Raw genomic sequence first — 15,687 nt, forward strand, 5'->3', positions numbered from 1 at the left:
GGGAGAGTGCGGTCCTCTCAGGTGCCGGAGTCGCAGTCGACGCGGATCAGCTGCGAGTGGTCGGTCGTGAACACGGTGGTGCCCAGGTCCTGCGAAGCGCGGTTGACCAGGTCGAACGTGGAGGACCACGAGTAGGTGGTGTACTCCTTGTAGATGTAGCCGACGTTCGCGTCCTCGAGCATCTGGCACTGCTCGGCGAGCGGCACGGGGCCGTTCGACCCGGAGATGGCGTAGAGCAGCGCCCTGTCCTGCGAGGTCAGGGCCATCCCGGCGACGGGGAAGTACACCTGCTGTCCGTGGATCGCGTACATGTGGGAGGCACCGGAGAACGGGCTCGCGAGCACCTTCCTGCTCGTGTCCATCTCCGGAGCGGCCTTCGCCCAGGCCTCGACCTCGTCCTGCTGGAGGAAGCGTCCGCGGCCCTCGTAGGTCCAGGCCAAGTTCATCTGGGCGTTGTCGATCCGGGTGGGCACGGAGCTCGCGGCCGCGACCACTGCCAGGAGTGTCAGCACGGCGGCGCCCCAGCGCGGGATCTTCTCGCCGTGCGGCGCGATCACCCGGGACCAGGCGCGCAGCCCGGGGATCACGAGAACGCTCGTGAGCATCGTGACCGGCATCGAGAGGCGGTCCTGGCCGCGGTAGTAGAGGGTCGAGAGGTTCAGCGGGGAGTCGATCGCGGAGTCGAAGTAGAGCACGCCCATCACGATCCAGGCGATCACGAGCCAGCGCTGCGGGCTGCGCCAGGAGGCCACGAGGCCCGGCCACCACAGCAGGGCGAGGATGACGCCGAGCGCCATCGGCCAGACCGTGAGCAGGCCGAGCAGCAGCTCGCCCAGGCCCGTCCACCACGAGACCTTCAGCCCTCCGCCGAAGTCGGTGACGACCGCGGCGAGGGGAGTCCAGGAGAGCAGGCCGACGGGCACGAGCGCCGCGATCGGCACGGCGAGCAGCCAGAGACGGCGCCGGGCGTGGGGGAGGGCGGTCACCGCGCTCAGTGCGGCGATCAGCAGCAGGGCAGTGACGGCGACGTTCGGGTGCATGAGCGCGAGCCCCAGCCCCGCCCCGCCGAGCGCGAGCACGGAGGCCAGATGCCGCAGCACCGGCCGACCGGGGATGCCGTGGCCGGGGGCGGGACTGTCGCCCGGGCCCTCACCGGTGGCCTCCTTCAGCAGGGCGCCCCAGAGAGCGACGATCGCCGCGGTCACGCCGGGCAGCATCGCGAAGCCCACCATGTTCGGGATCGCCGAGAGGTGGATCCACTCGTCCCACGGCGCGGCGGGGGCGAGCAGCCCGACGACGCTCGCGGCGAACGGCCCCCAGCTCACCTCGGGCCACAGTGCCCGGGCGAGCAGGGCCAGCCCGCTCACCCACGGCACCACGGCGAGCACCAGGCACGCGGCGTTCAGCAGCACCGGGATCGGCACCAGGGGGACCAGGGAGGCGAGCGCGTGGAAGCCGCCGGGGTACGGGTTCGGCTGCCCGGTCGTGCTCGCGACCGTGCCGATCACCAGGGAGGACGCATCGCCCGTCTCGCGGATCCGCTCGAGGGCGGAGAGATGGTAGAGGGTGTCCCAGCGCTCGAGGATCCGGTCGGCCCCTCCCGCCGCGTACGCGATCGGGACGATCGCGACGAGCGCCGCACCGAGGATCCACCAGGGGCCTCCCGGGACACGACGACGCAGAGCGGGCCCGTCGGAGGCGTCGGCCCCGTCGGAGCCCTCGACGACAGGGCGCCCGTCGAGCACGGTCGCCGGCAGGCGCAGGCCCAAGCGTCGGGCGAGCAGCCCGATCGCGATCATGAGCGTGGAGAGCACCCCGAAGGTCGCGAGCGACCAGGGCACGCCGGCCTTCCCAGCGATCACCGCTCCCACGCCCGCGATCGCGGAGCCCAGGGCGGGGGCGAGCGCGAGGGCGAGCAGGCGCCCGCCGCCGAGGACGCGCACGGCGAGGAACCCGGGGACGACGGCTGCGGCGAGGACCACGATCCCCGCGACCACCAGCAGCAGCAGGTCGGTCATGCGCCGCCCTGCGTGCGCTCGCGGTAGGCGGCGGGCTGCTCGGCCTCGTCCAGGGCGATCCGGCGGGCGAGGTAGGTGATGCGCTTCTCCTCGTTCTTCGCGCGGACCTCCTGCAGGGCGATGACGCCCAGCAGGACGATCACGGTCGCGTACAGCAGCAGGTCGGCGCCGCGGCCCACGCCCACCAGGTGGGCGACGCGCGTGAGCAGGCGGGGGGAGACGACGGCGGCGACGGCGAACAGCGCGAAGCCGAGGATCAGCAGTCGCCGCACGGCCAGCTGCCGGGCCCCGCGCGTGCGGAACAGCCAGAACGTGATCCCCAGGATCCCGAGGATCAGCAGGATCTGGATGACGAGCGTCGACCCCATCGCGCCCACCACGTCAGCCCCTGTCGGAGGGCTCGTCGTGGGTCGAGGCCGACCCGTCGCCGAGGACGAGGCGGGGCACGCCCTGCCAGTTCTCGGCGGTGGTGATGTCGCGGCCGTCGACGACGAGGCGGACGCCCGGGACGTCGCCCGCGCCGAGCTCCCGGTACTCCGGGTGGTTGGTCTGGACGATCACCAAGTCGGCGTCCTCGCCCCGGTGCCAGGCGGCCCAGCCGAAGGAGGAGAGCTCCTCGTCGGAGTAGAACGGGTCCTGCACGCTCACCTGCGCGCCGCGGCGCTGGAGCTCCGCGACGACCGGGAAGACGCCCGAGAACGCCGTCTCCTTGACGCCCGCCCGGTAGGACGCGCCGAGGACCACGGCCCGCAGACCCGCGAGCGATCCGAGCAGCTCCTCGGCGCGCTGCACGAGGCGCGCCGGCACGGAGGCGTTCAGGGCGCGGGCCGTGCGCACGGTCTCGGCGTGCGGATCGGTCGAGAGGTACAGGCGCGGGTAGACAGGGATGCAGTGCCCGCCCACGGCGATGCCGGGCTGGTGGATGTGCGAGTACGGCTGGGAGTTGGAGGCCTCGATCACCTTGTAGACGTCGATGCCGTTGTCCTGCGCGAACAGGGCGAACTCGTTGGCCAGAGCGATGTTCACGTCGCGATAGGTGGTCTCGGCGAGCTTCGCGAGCTCTGCTGCCTCGGGGGAGCCCAGGTCCCACACGCCGTTGGGGCGGGCGAGGTCGGAGCGCTCGTCGAAGGTGAGCACCGACTCGTAGAACTCGCGCGCGCGCCGGGTGCCCTCGTCGTCGATCGCGCCGATCAGCTTCGGGTACTTGCGCAGGTCCGCGAACACGCGCCCGGTGAGCACGCGCTCGGGGGAGAAGACCATGAAGAAGTCCTCGCCCTGGGTGAGGCCGGAGATCTCCTCGATCATCGGGGTGAAGCGGCCGCGCAGCGTCCCCACCGGCAGGGTCGTCTCGTAGATGACCGTCGTGCCTGCGGTGAGGTGCTGGGCCAGGGAGCGGGTCGCCTCGTCCATCCAGCCGAAGTCCGGCTCGGAGGTCTCCTCGTCCACGAACAGCGGGACGACCAGCACCACGGTGTCGGCCTGGGGGATCGCCTCGGCGTAGTCGGTGGTCGCGCGCAGGCGCCCGGAGGGGACGAGTTCGGCGAGCTTCTCGGCGAGATGGGCCTCGCCGGGGAAGGGCTCGCGGGCCTCGTTGATCGCCTCGACCTGGCGCGGGTTCACGTCGACGCCCACCACCTGGCTCCCGGCCTCGGCGAACTGGACGGCGAGCGGCAGCCCGATCTTCCCGAGAGCGACGACGGCTGTGTTCACCGGTACCTGCTTCCTCCCGCGCGCGGGAGCGCGGATGTGACGTGCTGTCTGGGCGGGGCGCGCCCGGCGTGCGGGCGCGGGATCGTCCCCGGTGGACAGGGTATCGTCCTGGGCCTGAGCGCACCCAGCGCGGACGTCGTCCCGGGAGGAAGTGGATGAGCGAGTCCCCCGACGGGACCGTCGAGCAGGCGGATCCGGGCGTCACCTCGACCTGGTTCGTCATCCCCCTGTTCAACGAGGCCCAGGTCATCGGCGACGTCGTCACCGAGCTGCGCCGCCGCTATCCGCTCGTGGTGTGCGTGGACGACGGCAGCCGCGACGGCTCCGCGGAGATCGCGGCCGAGGCCGGGGCGGCCGTGGTGCGTCACCCCTTCAACATGGGCCAGGGCGCCGCCCTGAAGACCGGCATCGACTATGCGCTGCGCGATCCCGCGATGCGCCAGGTCGTGACCTTCGACGCCGACGGCCAGCACCAGGTCGACGACGCCTCGGCGATGATCGGCCTGCGCGAGCGCGAGGACGTGGACCTCGTGCTGGGGTCGCGCTTCCTCGACCAGCGCACGCGCCCGGGTCTGCTCAAGCGCCTCGTGCTGCGCGCTGCCGTGCGCTACACCAACCTCACCACCGGGGTGAAGCTCACCGACGCCCACAACGGTCTGCGCGTGATCGGCCGCGGCGCCTGCCGCCGGATCACCATCGAGCAGAACCGGATGGCGCACGCCTCCGAGATCGTTGAGGAGATCGGGAGGCTGCGCCTGAGCGTGCGCGAGCACCCGGTGCACATCCTCTACACCGACTACTCGAAGCAGAAGGGCCAGTCGATGCTCAACTCGGTGAACATCGTCATCGACATGCTCTTCCGCTGAGCCTCGCTCAGTCCCCGGACTTCGCGGTCGCGGTGCCGTCCTGGATCGAGGAGAAGAACTGCTTCGTCTCGGTCTCGTCGGTGAGGATCGCGACGCCCGAGTTGTTGGTCTGGTAGTTCTCGGTGACGATCGGGATCGACAGGTTCGTGCCGTCCTTCATCGAACGCCGCATGGCCAGCCCCGCCCGTCCCAGGTCCACGAGGCCCGTGTGGTCGTCGGTCAGCAGGGCGCCCGAGCCGGCGCCGGCGAGCTTCGCCTGCGCGAAGGGGTTCAGCAGCACCGCCGGCGAGGTCACGCGGTCCATGAGCGCGGCGACGAACTGCTGCTGGCGGGCCTGGCGGCCGATGTCGGCCGTGGGGTCGAAGTAGCGGGCGCGCACATAGGCGAGCGCCTGCTCCCCGCCCACGTCGTGGCAGCCCTTGGTCATCTTCAGCCCGGACTTCTTGTCGTCCACGTCCTTGTCGATGCACAGGTTCACGTGGCCCACGGCGTCCACGGTGTCCGTGACGCCGTCGAAGCCCACCTCGACGTAGTGGTCGATGGTCATCCCCGTGAACTCCTCCACGGTCTTGACCATGAGCTTCGGCCCGCCGAAGGAGTAGGCGGCGTTGAGCTTGTACTTCCCGTGCCCGGGGATGTCCACGAGGGTGTCGCGCGGCAGGGAGACCAGGTACGACTTCCCGTTGGCGGCGCGGTGCAGGAGCATCATCGTGTCGGCGCGCCCGCCCTCGGTGCCGTCATCGGCGACGCTCTTGCCGCCGCGGGCGTCCGAGCCCGCGATGAGGTACGTCGTGCCGGGCGTGTCCGCCGCCCCCGAGAGCGCGTCGACGTGCTCGATCCGCGAGTTCGCCCAGAGGGCGAGTCCGGCGCCCCAGCCCAGCACGATCACCAGCAGCAGGGCGACGAGGGTCATGCCCAGCCGCATCGGCCGGGGGATGCGGGAGCGCCGACGGGGGCCTCCGGGCCGCTGCGGTCCGCCGGGCTGGTCCGGTCCCTGAGGGCCCGAGGGCGGGACGGCCGCGCCGCCGCCCGCGGAGCCGGCGCCCTCGTGGTGATGCACCGGGGCGGCCTGGCGGGAGGACGGACGGGACGGCGAGGCGGGGGAGGAGCCCTGCTGCGCGGAGGGGCCCTGCGGCGCCCTCTCGCTCACGGGGAGGGCTCGCGTGGGCTGCTCGGGCTGTCGGGCGCGTGCGCCCGAGGCGGGGCCGACGGCCTGGACGCTGCTGCCGACGCGGGCCCGAGAGCGCGGGGTGGGCCGGCGCGGTGCGCCGGGTCGTGGTGCGCGAGGGCGCGCGCCGCCGCGGGCGGGATCAGCGCGAGGGGTGTCCTCGAACGGGTCCTCCTGGTCGGAGGGGCGTGCCGAGCGTTCGTCCCGGTCGTCCACGGGCAGGATCCTTCCGTCGTGTGCGCCGACGAGGGGGAAGCGGGGTCGGCGCGCGTGCCCGACAGACTAGCCCCGGGATCTCCGAGCGCCCAGCGGCTGCGCGGCGCGGACGTGACGTGTTCGTGGCGCGCGCCCGGACGGCTGGGTGAACACGGGGCGGCCTCCGTAGACTTCGACGCACGCGGAGGCGCCGCCGTGACCTGCCCTTCGCCCGCAGACCCGGAGGAGACCCCGTGCAGGACGCCCCCATCACGCGAGACGCCGCGAGCAGCGGTGTGAGAGTCGTCGCGGTCGTCGTCACGTACAACCGCGCCGAGCTGCTCGAGTCCTGCCTCGATGCGCTCGCGGCGCAGGACCGTCGGCCCGACGCGGTCGTGGTCGTGGACAACGCCTCGACCGACGCCTCGGGGAGCGTGGCCGACGCCCACCCGATCGGGGCCGACGTGGTGCACCTGCACGAGAACGTCGGCGGAGCCGGCGGCTTCGCGACCGGCATCGCCCGCGCGCTCGAGCAGCACCGCGCCGACTGGGTGTGGCTCATGGACGACGACACCATCCCGCGGCCGGGCGCCCTGGCCGCCCTCACGGACGCGATCGACGCCTCTCCCGCGCGTCTGTCCGTGCTGAGCTCGCGGGCCGTGTGGACCGACGGCCGTGCCCACCCCATGAACCTGCCGCGCCTGCGCGTGGGCGCGAGCGCGCAGGAGCGGGCCGATGCGCAGGCCGCCGGCGGGTACCCGATCCGCACCGCGAGCTATGTCTCGGTGCTCCTGCGGGCCGAGGACGTGCGCCGCCTGGGCCTCCCGCACGCGGACTACTTCATCTGGTCCGACGACTTCGAGCACACGGGCCGCCTGCTGCGCCGCGGGCGCGGCATCCACGTCCCCGCCTCCGTCGTCGAGCACCGCACGAAGGTCTTCGCCAACGCGCAGGCCTCCCCGGGCGACCGCTTCTACTTCGACGTCCGCAACCGCCTGTGGGCGCTCACCCGCACGCGGTCGTTCACCCTCTGGGAGCGCGCGATGTACGGCGGGAGCACCGTGCGCGGATGGCTGCGCCAGCTCGTGCGCCACCCCGAGCTCGCCCGCGTCGGCGCCCGCGGTCTGCGCGACGCCCTGCGCGGAGGCCCCCGCCCCGGCGCACAGGTCCTCGACCAGGACCCCGGGGCGGCGTCCTCGATCGCCCGCGTCGAGCGGTCCGCCGGGCGATGAGCGCGACCACCCCGTCGGACGGCCCCGTCCCGTCGGACCGGCCCGTCGCCCGCGACGTCACCGTGCTCATGCCCGTCTGGCGCGGCGACAGGGCCGATCGCTTCGCGGCGGCAGTCGCCTCCGCGACCACGCAGCAGACCCTCGCGCCGGCCGAGCTGCTGCTGAGCATCGACGGGCCGCTGACCCCCGAGCTCGACGTCGTCGTCGCCGCGATCGAATCCGGCGAGCACGGTCCCGCCCGGGTGCTGCGCGCCGAGGCCCACCAAGGCCTCGCCCTCACCCTCCAGCGAGGCCTCGAGGCCGCGGCCACGGCGCTCGTGGCCCGCGCCGACGCCGACGACCTCTGCCGCCCCGAGCGCCTCGCCCTGCAGGTCGGCGCGATGCGGGAGGGCGGCCTGGACCTGCTCAGCGGCACCCTCCAGGAGTTCTCCGACGCGGTGCCCCTCGGCACCGGCCCTCTGCGCACGCGGCCGCTGACGCACGCCGAGATCCTCGCCTACCTCCCGCGCCACAGCCCCTTCCAGCACCCGGCGGTGATGATGCGCCGCGAGGCCGCGCTCGCCGTCGGCGGCTACCTCGAGCTCGACCACCTCGAGGACTACTGGCTGTGGGAGCGCATGCTGCTGGGCGGCGCGCGCAGCGCGAACCTCCCCGAGGTGCTCGTGGACTACCGGGTCGACGAGGACCTCTTCGCCCGCCGCGGCGGCGCCCGCATGTTCCGCTCGGATCTGCGCCTGCAGCGCACCTTCCTGCGCGACGGCATCACCACGCCCATCGGGGCGGCGACGAACCTCGCGCGCCGCGGGGCCTACCGCTTCGCGCCCGGCTGGATGCGCCGTCTGGGGTACCGCCTGCTCGTGGAGCGCATGCGCTGACGTGACCTGGGCCTCGCCCGCCCCGACGCCGGGTGAACACCCGGTGACATCGGATCGGCCGGGCGGTGACGCCTCCGTGAGCGTCCGGTGGAGCATGCACGCCATGCCCTGATCAGGGCTCTGAAGTGCGCGGACGCGCCGCAGCGCTGGGCTAGGGTGGTCGCGATCGAGCACCCGTCGAAAGGTATCCCCGTGGCGTCTCCTGACCTGCTGATCGTCGGCTCCGGCCTCTTCGGACTGACGGTCGCCGAGCGCGCAGCCGTCGAGCACGGCGCGAAGGTCGTCATCATCGACCGCCGCGACCACATCGGCGGCAACGCCTACTCGGAGGTCGACGAGACCACCGGGATCGAGATCCACAAGTACGGGGCGCACCTCTTCCACACCTCGAACGAGCGCGTGTGGGAGTACGTCAACCGCTTCACGGAGTTCACCGGCTACGTCCACAAGGTCTATACGAACCACAAGGGCGTGGTCTACCCGCTGCCGATCAACCTGGGCACGATCAACCAGTTCTTCGGCGCCTCCTACTCGCCCGACGAGGCGCGGGCGCTGATCGCCGAGCAGGCCGGCGAGCTCGCGGGCACCGACCCCGAGAACCTCGACGAGAAGGGGATCTCGCTCATCGGCCGGCCCCTCTACGAGGCGTTCATCAAGAACTACACCGGCAAGCAGTGGCAGACGGACCCCAAGGACCTGCCCGCGGGGATCATCTCCCGCCTGCCCGTCCGCTACACCTACGACAACCGCTACTTCAACGACACCCACGAGGGCCTGCCGGCCCAGGGGTACACGGCCTGGCTCGAGCGCATGGCCGACCACCCCAACATCGAGGTGCGGCTGGGCACGGACTACTTCGACACCACGCAGGAGTACCACCGCGACGCCGTGCGCGGGCAGCTCCCGGTGATCTACACGGGGCCCGTCGACCGCTACTTCGACTACGAGCTGGGCGACCTCAAGTGGCGCACCATCGACCTGGAGACCGAGCACCTCGAGAGCACGGGCGACTTCCAGGGCACGTCGGTCATGAACTACGCCGACGCGGACATCCCCTACACCCGCATCATCGAGCCGCGCCACTTCCACCCCGAGCGCGACTACCCCGCGGACCGCACCGTCATCCAGCGCGAGTACTCCCGCTTCGCGGCGCGCGAGGACGAGCCGTACTACCCCGTGAACTCGGGGACGGACCGCGAGACCCTGCTGGCCTACCGGGAGATGGCGGACGCCGAGCCGGGCACCCTGTTCGGCGGTCGCCTGGGCACCTACAAGTACCTCGACATGCACATGGCGATCGGCTCTGCCCTGAGCCTCGTGGACAACAAGCTGGCCGACCTGCTTCGCCAGTGAACGATCAGCCGCGCCCCTGAGTGGCCGGCCGGGAGGACCCCCACAGTGAGCATCACCAGCACCCCTGCGACAGCCATGCCCTCCTCCGCGGAGGAGGCCGACGGCACGAACACCCCGTCGACCCCGCAGCGCGTGATCCAGCGGCTCATCATGCCGCTCGTGCCGACGCCGGACATCGTGCCCCTCTACGTCGAGTCCCACACGGCCCGCTCGGGCATCTCGACGGCCTCCTTCGGCCTCGGCGGCGAGGAGGAGGAGACCCACGAGGCCGCCGCCCCCAGCGCGGAGAACCCGACCACGGACGTCGACGAGCTCAGCGCGCGCCACAGCATCGAGGTCGGCCCGCACTCGGTGCGCTCGTTCGGCACCTACTTCAACGCCTTCCCCGCCGGCTACTGGCGGCGCTGGACGCCCGTGCGCTCCGTGCGGCTCACGGTGAGCACCTCCGGCAGCGGTCAGGTCATCGTCTACCGCTCGAACGCGCGCGGAGCGATCCAGCGCCACGAGTTCCGCACGGTGCGCGAGAACACGGAATCGGTCTTCGAGCTGCCGCTGACGGCCTTCGGCGACGGCGGCTGGTACTGGTTCGACGTGATCGCGGGGGCGGACCCCGTCGCCGTCGTGAATGCCCAGTGGACCGCCGACGCCGACCTTGCCCGCACCGAGGGCACCTTCTCCATCGGCATGACCACGATGAACAAGGTGTCCTACTGCCTGGACAACATCGGCCTGATCAGCCGCGACGACGACCTGCGCGAGCGGCTGGACGCCATGTACGTCGTCGACCAGGGGTCCGACCGTCTCAGCGACCACGAGGAGCTCGCGCCGCTGCAGGCGGCGATGGGCGAGCAGCTGCAGATCATCGGGCAGGGCAACATCGGCGGCTCCGGCGGCTTCTCGCGCGGCATGTACGAGGCGGCGACCAACGGGCGCTCGACCTACGTCATCAACTGCGACGACGACATCGACATCGAGCCCGAGTCGCTGCTGCGCATGCTGACCTTCGCGGACTTCACGACCACGCCCATGCTCGTGGGCGCCCACATGTTCGACCTGAACAACCGCTCGGTGCTGCACGCCTTCGGCGAGGGCGTCGACCCGTGGGCGATCCAGCCGCGCGTGGTCAGCCCCGGCGGACGCCTCGGCCACGACTTCGGCTTCGAGCCGCTGCGCTCGACGCCGTGGCTGCACCGCCGCGCCGACGTCGACTACAACGGCTGGTGGACCTGCCTGATCCCCACCGAGACGGTGCGCGCGATCGGCCTCAGCCTGCCCGTGTTCATCAAGTGGGACGACGCCGAGTACGGGCTCCGCGCGAAGGCCGCCGGCTACCCGACGGTGTCCCTGCCCGGCGCCGCGGTCTGGCACATCACCTGGACCGACAAGAGCGATGCCCTGGACTGGCAGGTCTACTTCCACGAGCGCAACCGCATCATCACCGCGCTCCTGCACTCGGTCTACGAGCGCGGCGGCCATGTGATCACCGAGTCGCAGAGCATCGACTTCAAGCACATGATCTCCATGCAGTACTACACCGAGTCCGCGCGGCTGATGGCGCAGGAGGACGTGCTGCGCGGGCCCGACGGCCTGCACGACCAGATCGGGACCAAGCTGCCCGAGCTGCGCGCGATGGCCAAGCAGTACGACGATTCCGCGACGCTCACCGACGCCCAGCAGTTCCCGGCCGTGCGCATGGCCAAGCCCCCGCGCAAGGGCCGTGAATTCGCGCCGCCGCGCCGCTCCCGGCTGCCGCTGTGGGCCGCGCGCACGATGGCCCGGCAGATGTTCGCTCCGCCGCGCGAGACCTCGCGGCTGCACCCGCAGGCCGAGATCCCGCACCTGGATGCGAAGTGGTGGACGCTCAGCCACTACGACAGCGCCGTGGTCTCCAACGCCGACGGCACGAAGCTCGCCTGGTACAAGCGCCGGCCCGATCACGTGCGGGAGATGCTCACCCGCAGCCTGCGCACCCATGCGGACCTCTACCGCCACTGGAACGACCTGCGTCGTCAGTACCGTCGGGCCGCCGCGGAGCTCACCTCCTTCGAGGCCTGGGAGAGGACCTTCGCCGCGAACCCCGCTCCCGTGAGGGCGCAGGACGCACAGGAGAAGAAGCCGGAGACGGGAAACGATTCGGGGTCGGCGAGCGAGTCCGTCGCCTGAGGGCCGTTCACTCGTCGGGGTCGGGGTCGGACTCGTACAGCGCGTCGACGACGTCCCGCAGACGGAATCCGAAGCCGGCGGTCGTCGGCGCGATCCTCGTGTCCCCCTCGCCCCACTGGTAGCGCGGACCGCTCTCGCCGTCCCGCACGAGAGGGTGCTCCGGCTCCAGCGGGACGATGACCGCCTGCTCGAGCACGTGCGGCCAGTACGCCTGGACGGGCGTCCCCGTGGAGTCGAGCACGTCGACGCGCGGACCGTCGGTCGGCGCATGCGGCGCAGATGATCGCGCCGGCCGGATCATCAGCCCGCCCTCGTGGACGAGCACGTGATGGCGCCGGCACAGCAGCACGAGGTTCTCGATGTCCGTGCCGCCGCCGCTCGACCAGGGCGCGAGGTGGTGGGCGTCGAGGTGCCTCGTCTGATGGCAGCCCGGGAAGCCGCACGTGCGCTGGGCGACGCGCAGGGCGCGGCGCTGTGCGCGGGATGCGAGACGGCGAGTGCGTCCCAGGTGCAGGATCTCGCCGTTCTCACCGGTGACCAGCAGGGCGATCAGCCCTGTGCAGGCAAGCCGCTGCGCCGTGGCGGCCTCGAGGGGCCCCGCACCCACGATCTCGCAGCGGTTCCGGAGGGGAGGGGACGCGGCGGACGCATCGGGGCGGGTGGCTGAATGCGTACCGGCGTCTGTCGCAGGCGTTCCCGCGGGAACGTCACCGACTGCCAGGACTGTCAGATCCCGAGTGGGCTCCGAGCGGTCTGGTCCGACGGACCCCTCGTGCGGTTCCGATCCCCGAGGGTCCCCGGACACCAGCGTGTCCGGTGTCGCATGGACGACGACGAGATGCCGGTCCTCGCCGCTGCGGTCGGAGGGCGTCGTGTCGAGGTAGGCGCGGGCCATGTCGACGAGGGCGTCGGCCCGGGTCTGCTCGATGATCGGCGGGACATCCTGTTCGGCGTCCGCGGGAACGTCGCCTGCGTCCTGCTCGCGCTGCGTCGCGAGGTCGAGCGCCGCGGCGACCTCCGCGCCCACCTCGGCGGGCAGGACCGCGCGGACCTCGATCATCCCGTCCTCCCGCATCCGCCACGAGGCCTCGCGGCGGGCTTCCTGCGGGAGCCGCGTGCCCTCCGCGGCCCGGTACGCGCGCAGCGCAGAGGCGAGCTGCGCGGCCGTCATCTCCCGCGCGAGCAGCACCAGCGTCTCCTCGTCGACGAGGCCCGCCACGCGGGTCATCTCCCGCACCTTGGAGAAGGACAGGCGGCCCCGGGCGAACTCCTCGTGGGTCGGCGGCATCCCGCGCAGCGCCCGGGCGACCCGCACGTGCTCGCGGGCGGTGCCGGGCGTCATCGAGCACGTCCAACCCAGCCAGTGCGCGAGCGACTTCACGCCCACGTACCAGCGGGTCCCCTCGCCCGCGTCGAACTCGCCGATGAGGTCCAGCAGCGCGCACTCGGCCTCCGCGACGTGCGCGGCATGCGCCTGGATCCGGGTCGCGAGCTCCTCGGCCTCCGCGTCGTCGAGCAGGCGGGGGCCGTCCTCGGGCGGCACCGTGCCACCGCTCCCGCCGCTCTCAGCGCTGCTCGCTGCGGGCGGTCCCTCCATCACCGTGCTCATCACGACCCCCTCGTCGCCGTCCGTCGATCGCCGTCCCGACCGGGAACCACGCAGGCCCCGCGGGACGACCAGACCTCAGCACATCACGAGGGTGGGACATTCCGGACAGGCATGCGGAGGATGTGGACGACGGGGGAGTGGGGAGGAACGGCGGGCCCCGACGGCGAGGGAGGGGGCGGAGGCGACTACGCCTCGCGCGCGTCCTCCTGCTGCGCCTGGTGCGGCGTGACCGACTCCGCCGGGCCGACGATCCCGCGGCCGTCGAGCAGTGCCGCGAGCAGGGCGGACGGGTCGGCGAGACCGTCGGCCGCGACCAGGAGACGGGATCCCGAGGCCTCGATGAGGGAGGTCGGCAGCGGCGAGGGCTCGGGCCCCGCCCAGGGTCCGAGCGGCACCGAGAGGTGATCCGGGTGCGCGCGGACCTCCTGGGCCCAGTCGTGGACGAGCGGCGGCAGCTCGCCGTCGAAGCGCAGCGAGAGGGAGCGTGCATCCAGGGCGAGGACCTCGTCGGCGTCGTCGGCGCGCGCCGCGGAGCCGGGGCGGTCCGTGGCCAGCACGCGCACCTCGGCGTCGGCGGGGAGCGCCGGGTCGGAGCCCGGGCCGTCGCCGATCGCGACGCGTGCGCCCAGACCCCAGGCGGCGAGGGCGAGCACGAGCCGCTTCCAGTGCGGCGGGAGGTCGAGCAGCACGAGGTCGTCGCGCTCGAGCATGACCTCGGCGTCGAGGTGGCCCACGGTCTTGATCACCCAGTTCGCCAGCACGTGTCCCGAGAGCTCGATCCGACTCTGCTCCCCGTACCAGACCAGGGCGGGCCGTGGGCCGAGCGCCTCGAGGGAGGAGAGCAGCGCCTGGAGGGAGGGGAGCGGGAGAGGGGACGAGGCGGAGGTCATGGCTCCATCCTCGCGCGGGGGCCCTCGACGCGCACGTCGACGGGAAGATCGCGGGCGATGGACTCGGCCCCGATCGCGGTGCGCAGGCGCTCCGCGAACTCGCCGGCGGCCGCCCAGGACGCTCCCCGGTCGTCGTGCGGGCGCACCACCAGCGCGAGCCGCCCCGTCGGCCCGGGTCCCTCGTCCTCGAGGATCGGCGCGGGGGAGGGCGTGGTGGACGTGGAGGGGAACGGACGGGGAGCCGTCCGTGCAGGAGTGCGCGCGATCTCGATCGCCCGGTGCAGGCGCAGAGCGTCGGACTCCGGGTCCATCGCCGCGACGGGCTCGTCCTCGGCCGCGATGCCGAGGGCCTGCCAGACGGACTCGAGGCTCGGACGGCGGAACCAGTCGTCCTCCCCGGTGCGGCTGAGGGCGCGCGCGGGGACGGCGTCGGCCGGATCGACGACGACGCCTCCGAGGCCGCGGACGACGACCGCCGGCACACCGCTGGCCTTGCCCTTGACGAGGTCCGCCGCCGCGGAGATCTCGTCGGCCAGCGCGCGCACGGTGACGTGGAGGGGACGGCCGTCGGCATCGGTGCTCCCGCGCAGGTCCTCGAGCGCGCGCAGCCCCGCCGCGCCGAGCGCGATGTCGCCGACGCCCACCCGCCAGATGCGTGAGGAGGTGTCCGAGAGCACCACCCCGAGGCGCCTGCCCGTGGCGCGCACGAGCGCCGCGCGCAGCTCCTCCGCCTCGGTGTCCGGGTCCCCGGGCAGGAGCAGGAGGCCGCCGGGGGAGTTCGAGCCGTCGATGCCTGCGGCGGCCATCACCGGGCCCGCCGGGACCTCGACGATCGAGGTGGTGGTGCGCACGTGGCGTCGGCGGGCGACGAGGCGCACGGTCTGCTCCGCGATCGCCTCCTGCTTGCCCTCGGCGGGGATGACAAGACCCCTGGTCTTCGAGATGATCTTGGTGGACACGCACAGCACGTCGTCGTCGGAGAGGGCGACCCCGGAGGCCTCGAGCGCGCCGAGCAGGAGCGCGGCGACGTCGTCACCCGCACGGACCTCGCCGAGTCCGACCACCGGCAGCACGCGGAGACCGGACGAAGCGGACGGCTGGGCGGGCCCCACGGGCTCGGCGGGAGGGGTCGTGGTCATCGCATCTCCTGGTCGCGGGCGTGCACCGGCTTGACGGGGCCGAGTTACACGGGTGTATTTTAGGCTGTATCCCGGCGGCTCCCCCCGCCTCGTCCCGAACCCCGTCGGTCGCCATGGAGCGGCCTCACGACGTGAAGCGTCCCCCTGAGGAAGGAACTGTGCCGATGGAACGCACGCGCGACGAGGATGATGCGCAGTCGGAGGAATTCTCCCTCCTACAGCTGGTGGCCGACGGCGAAGAGGCCGAGGTCTCGTGGCAGGAGCGCGCACTGTGCGCCCAGACGGACCCCGAGGCCTTCTTCCCCGAGAAGGGCGGGTCCACGCGCGAGGCGAAGAAGGTGTGCGTCTCCTGCGAGGTGCGCGCCGAGTGCCTCGAGTACGCCCTCGAGAACGACGAGCGCTTCGGCATCTGGGGCGGTCTCTCCGAGCGCGAGCGCCGCAAGCTCAAGCGCCGCGCCGTCTGACCGGC

General features: G+C 72.5%; 13 protein-coding genes. 6 read left to right on the top strand and 7 right to left on the bottom strand.

All coding sequences use genetic code 11. From position 1 onward, the window contains the following. Positions 1-17: 17 nt before the first annotated feature. Genes Bra3105_RS17360 through Bra3105_RS17370 form a run of 3 tightly spaced genes read right to left on the bottom strand, consistent with a single transcriptional unit; the run spans position 18 to position 3,728 of the window. On the bottom strand, positions 18-2,018 hold the full coding sequence (locus Bra3105_RS17360) for a DUF6541 family protein (protein WP_228357919.1): 2,001 nt from the start codon (positions 2,016-2,018) through the stop codon (positions 18-20). Beyond that, positions 2,015-2,386 (bottom strand): DUF2304 domain-containing protein, encoded by a 372-nt coding sequence (locus Bra3105_RS17365; RefSeq protein WP_200503070.1) that lies wholly within the window; start codon positions 2,384-2,386, stop codon positions 2,015-2,017. Before Bra3105_RS17365 ends, Bra3105_RS17360 begins: the two co-directional genes overlap by 4 nt. Positions 2,387-2,399: 13 nt before the next feature. Beyond that, the gene (locus Bra3105_RS17370) at positions 2,400-3,728 is read right to left on the bottom strand and encodes a nucleotide sugar dehydrogenase (RefSeq protein ID WP_228357920.1); all 1,329 of its coding nucleotides are present in this window, start codon (positions 3,726-3,728) and stop codon (positions 2,400-2,402) included. Between the two features lie 155 nt (positions 3,729-3,883). Between Bra3105_RS17370 and Bra3105_RS17375 the strand changes: the two genes are divergently transcribed. Beyond that, positions 3,884-4,594: a glycosyltransferase family 2 protein gene (locus Bra3105_RS17375; RefSeq protein ID WP_228357921.1), complete on the top strand. Its 711-nt coding sequence runs from the start codon at positions 3,884-3,886 to the stop codon at positions 4,592-4,594. A gap of 7 nt (positions 4,595-4,601) precedes the next feature. On the opposite strand, the gene Bra3105_RS17380 is transcribed toward Bra3105_RS17375, so the two are convergent. Further along, positions 4,602-5,978 carry an LCP family protein gene (locus tag Bra3105_RS17380; protein WP_228357922.1) on the bottom strand — a complete coding sequence of 459 codons (1,377 nt, stop codon included), beginning with the start codon at positions 5,976-5,978 and terminating at the stop codon, positions 4,602-4,604. Positions 5,979-6,211: 233 nt separating this feature from the next. On the opposite strand from Bra3105_RS17380, the gene Bra3105_RS17385 reads away from it, so the two are divergent. From Bra3105_RS17385 to Bra3105_RS17400, 4 genes are all read left to right on the top strand, one after another. Next, positions 6,212-7,189, top strand: a complete 978-nt coding sequence (locus Bra3105_RS17385; RefSeq protein ID WP_228357923.1) for a glycosyltransferase — start codon at positions 6,212-6,214, stop codon at positions 7,187-7,189. Next, entirely contained in the window at positions 7,186-8,064 is an 879-nt protein-coding gene (locus Bra3105_RS17390; RefSeq protein ID WP_228357924.1) for a glycosyltransferase, read from the top strand. The genes Bra3105_RS17385 and Bra3105_RS17390 overlap by 4 nt, the downstream gene beginning before the upstream one ends. A 192-nt stretch (positions 8,065-8,256) precedes the next feature. Then, positions 8,257-9,417 carry a UDP-galactopyranose mutase gene (gene glf / locus Bra3105_RS17395; RefSeq protein ID WP_228357925.1) on the top strand — a complete coding sequence of 387 codons (1,161 nt, stop codon included), beginning with the start codon at positions 8,257-8,259 and terminating at the stop codon, positions 9,415-9,417. 45 nt (positions 9,418-9,462) lie between these two features. Continuing rightward, on the top strand, positions 9,463-11,580 hold the full coding sequence (locus Bra3105_RS17400; RefSeq protein WP_323188833.1) for a glycosyltransferase: 2,118 nt from the start codon (positions 9,463-9,465) through the stop codon (positions 11,578-11,580). A 7-nt stretch (positions 11,581-11,587) separates the two neighbouring features. On the opposite strand, the gene Bra3105_RS17405 is transcribed toward Bra3105_RS17400, so the two are convergent. From Bra3105_RS17405 to cofE, 3 genes are all read right to left on the bottom strand, one after another. Beyond that, complete coding sequence (locus Bra3105_RS17405; RefSeq protein WP_228357926.1) at positions 11,588-13,189, bottom strand: HNH endonuclease signature motif containing protein; 1,602 nt, start codon at positions 13,187-13,189, stop codon at positions 11,588-11,590. Positions 13,190-13,374: 185 nt separating this feature from the next. After that, the gene (locus Bra3105_RS17410; RefSeq protein ID WP_228357927.1) at positions 13,375-14,079 is read right to left on the bottom strand and encodes a TIGR03089 family protein; all 705 of its coding nucleotides are present in this window, start codon (positions 14,077-14,079) and stop codon (positions 13,375-13,377) included. Continuing rightward, positions 14,076-15,218, bottom strand: a complete 1,143-nt coding sequence (gene cofE, locus Bra3105_RS17415; protein ID WP_228357928.1) for a coenzyme F420-0:L-glutamate ligase — start codon at positions 15,216-15,218, stop codon at positions 14,076-14,078. Before cofE ends, Bra3105_RS17410 begins: the two co-directional genes overlap by 4 nt. Positions 15,219-15,382: 164 nt before the next feature. On the opposite strand from cofE, the gene Bra3105_RS17420 reads away from it, so the two are divergent. After that, positions 15,383-15,682: a WhiB family transcriptional regulator gene (locus Bra3105_RS17420; protein WP_152354387.1), complete on the top strand. Its 300-nt coding sequence runs from the start codon at positions 15,383-15,385 to the stop codon at positions 15,680-15,682. Positions 15,683-15,687 lie beyond the last annotated feature (5 nt).

The sequence above is a fragment of the Brachybacterium halotolerans subsp. kimchii genome (assembly GCF_020792675.1).
GTDB classification, from domain to species: domain Bacteria; phylum Actinomycetota; class Actinomycetes; order Actinomycetales; family Dermabacteraceae; genus Brachybacterium; species Brachybacterium halotolerans.

What these genes read in the sequence shown, in the direction of transcription:
- cofE (WP_228357928.1), bottom strand. Translation starts at nt 15,218, where the DNA reads ATGACCACGACCCCTCCCGCCGAGCCCGTGGGGCCCGCCCAGCCGTCC.
- Bra3105_RS17405 (WP_228357926.1), bottom strand. Translation starts at nt 13,189, where the DNA reads ATGAGCACGGTGATGGAGGGACCGCCCGCAGCGAGCAGCGCTGAGAGC.
- Bra3105_RS17420 (WP_152354387.1), top strand. Translation starts at nt 15,383, where the DNA reads ATGGAACGCACGCGCGACGAGGATGATGCGCAGTCGGAGGAATTCTCC.
- Bra3105_RS17375 (WP_228357921.1), top strand. Translation starts at nt 3,884, where the DNA reads ATGAGCGAGTCCCCCGACGGGACCGTCGAGCAGGCGGATCCGGGCGTC.
- Bra3105_RS17360 (WP_228357919.1), bottom strand. Translation starts at nt 2,018, where the DNA reads ATGACCGACCTGCTGCTGCTGGTGGTCGCGGGGATCGTGGTCCTCGCC.
- Bra3105_RS17410 (WP_228357927.1), bottom strand. Translation starts at nt 14,079, where the DNA reads ATGACCTCCGCCTCGTCCCCTCTCCCGCTCCCCTCCCTCCAGGCGCTG.
- Bra3105_RS17365 (WP_200503070.1), bottom strand. Translation starts at nt 2,386, where the DNA reads ATGGGGTCGACGCTCGTCATCCAGATCCTGCTGATCCTCGGGATCCTG.
- Bra3105_RS17390 (WP_228357924.1), top strand. Translation starts at nt 7,186, where the DNA reads ATGAGCGCGACCACCCCGTCGGACGGCCCCGTCCCGTCGGACCGGCCC.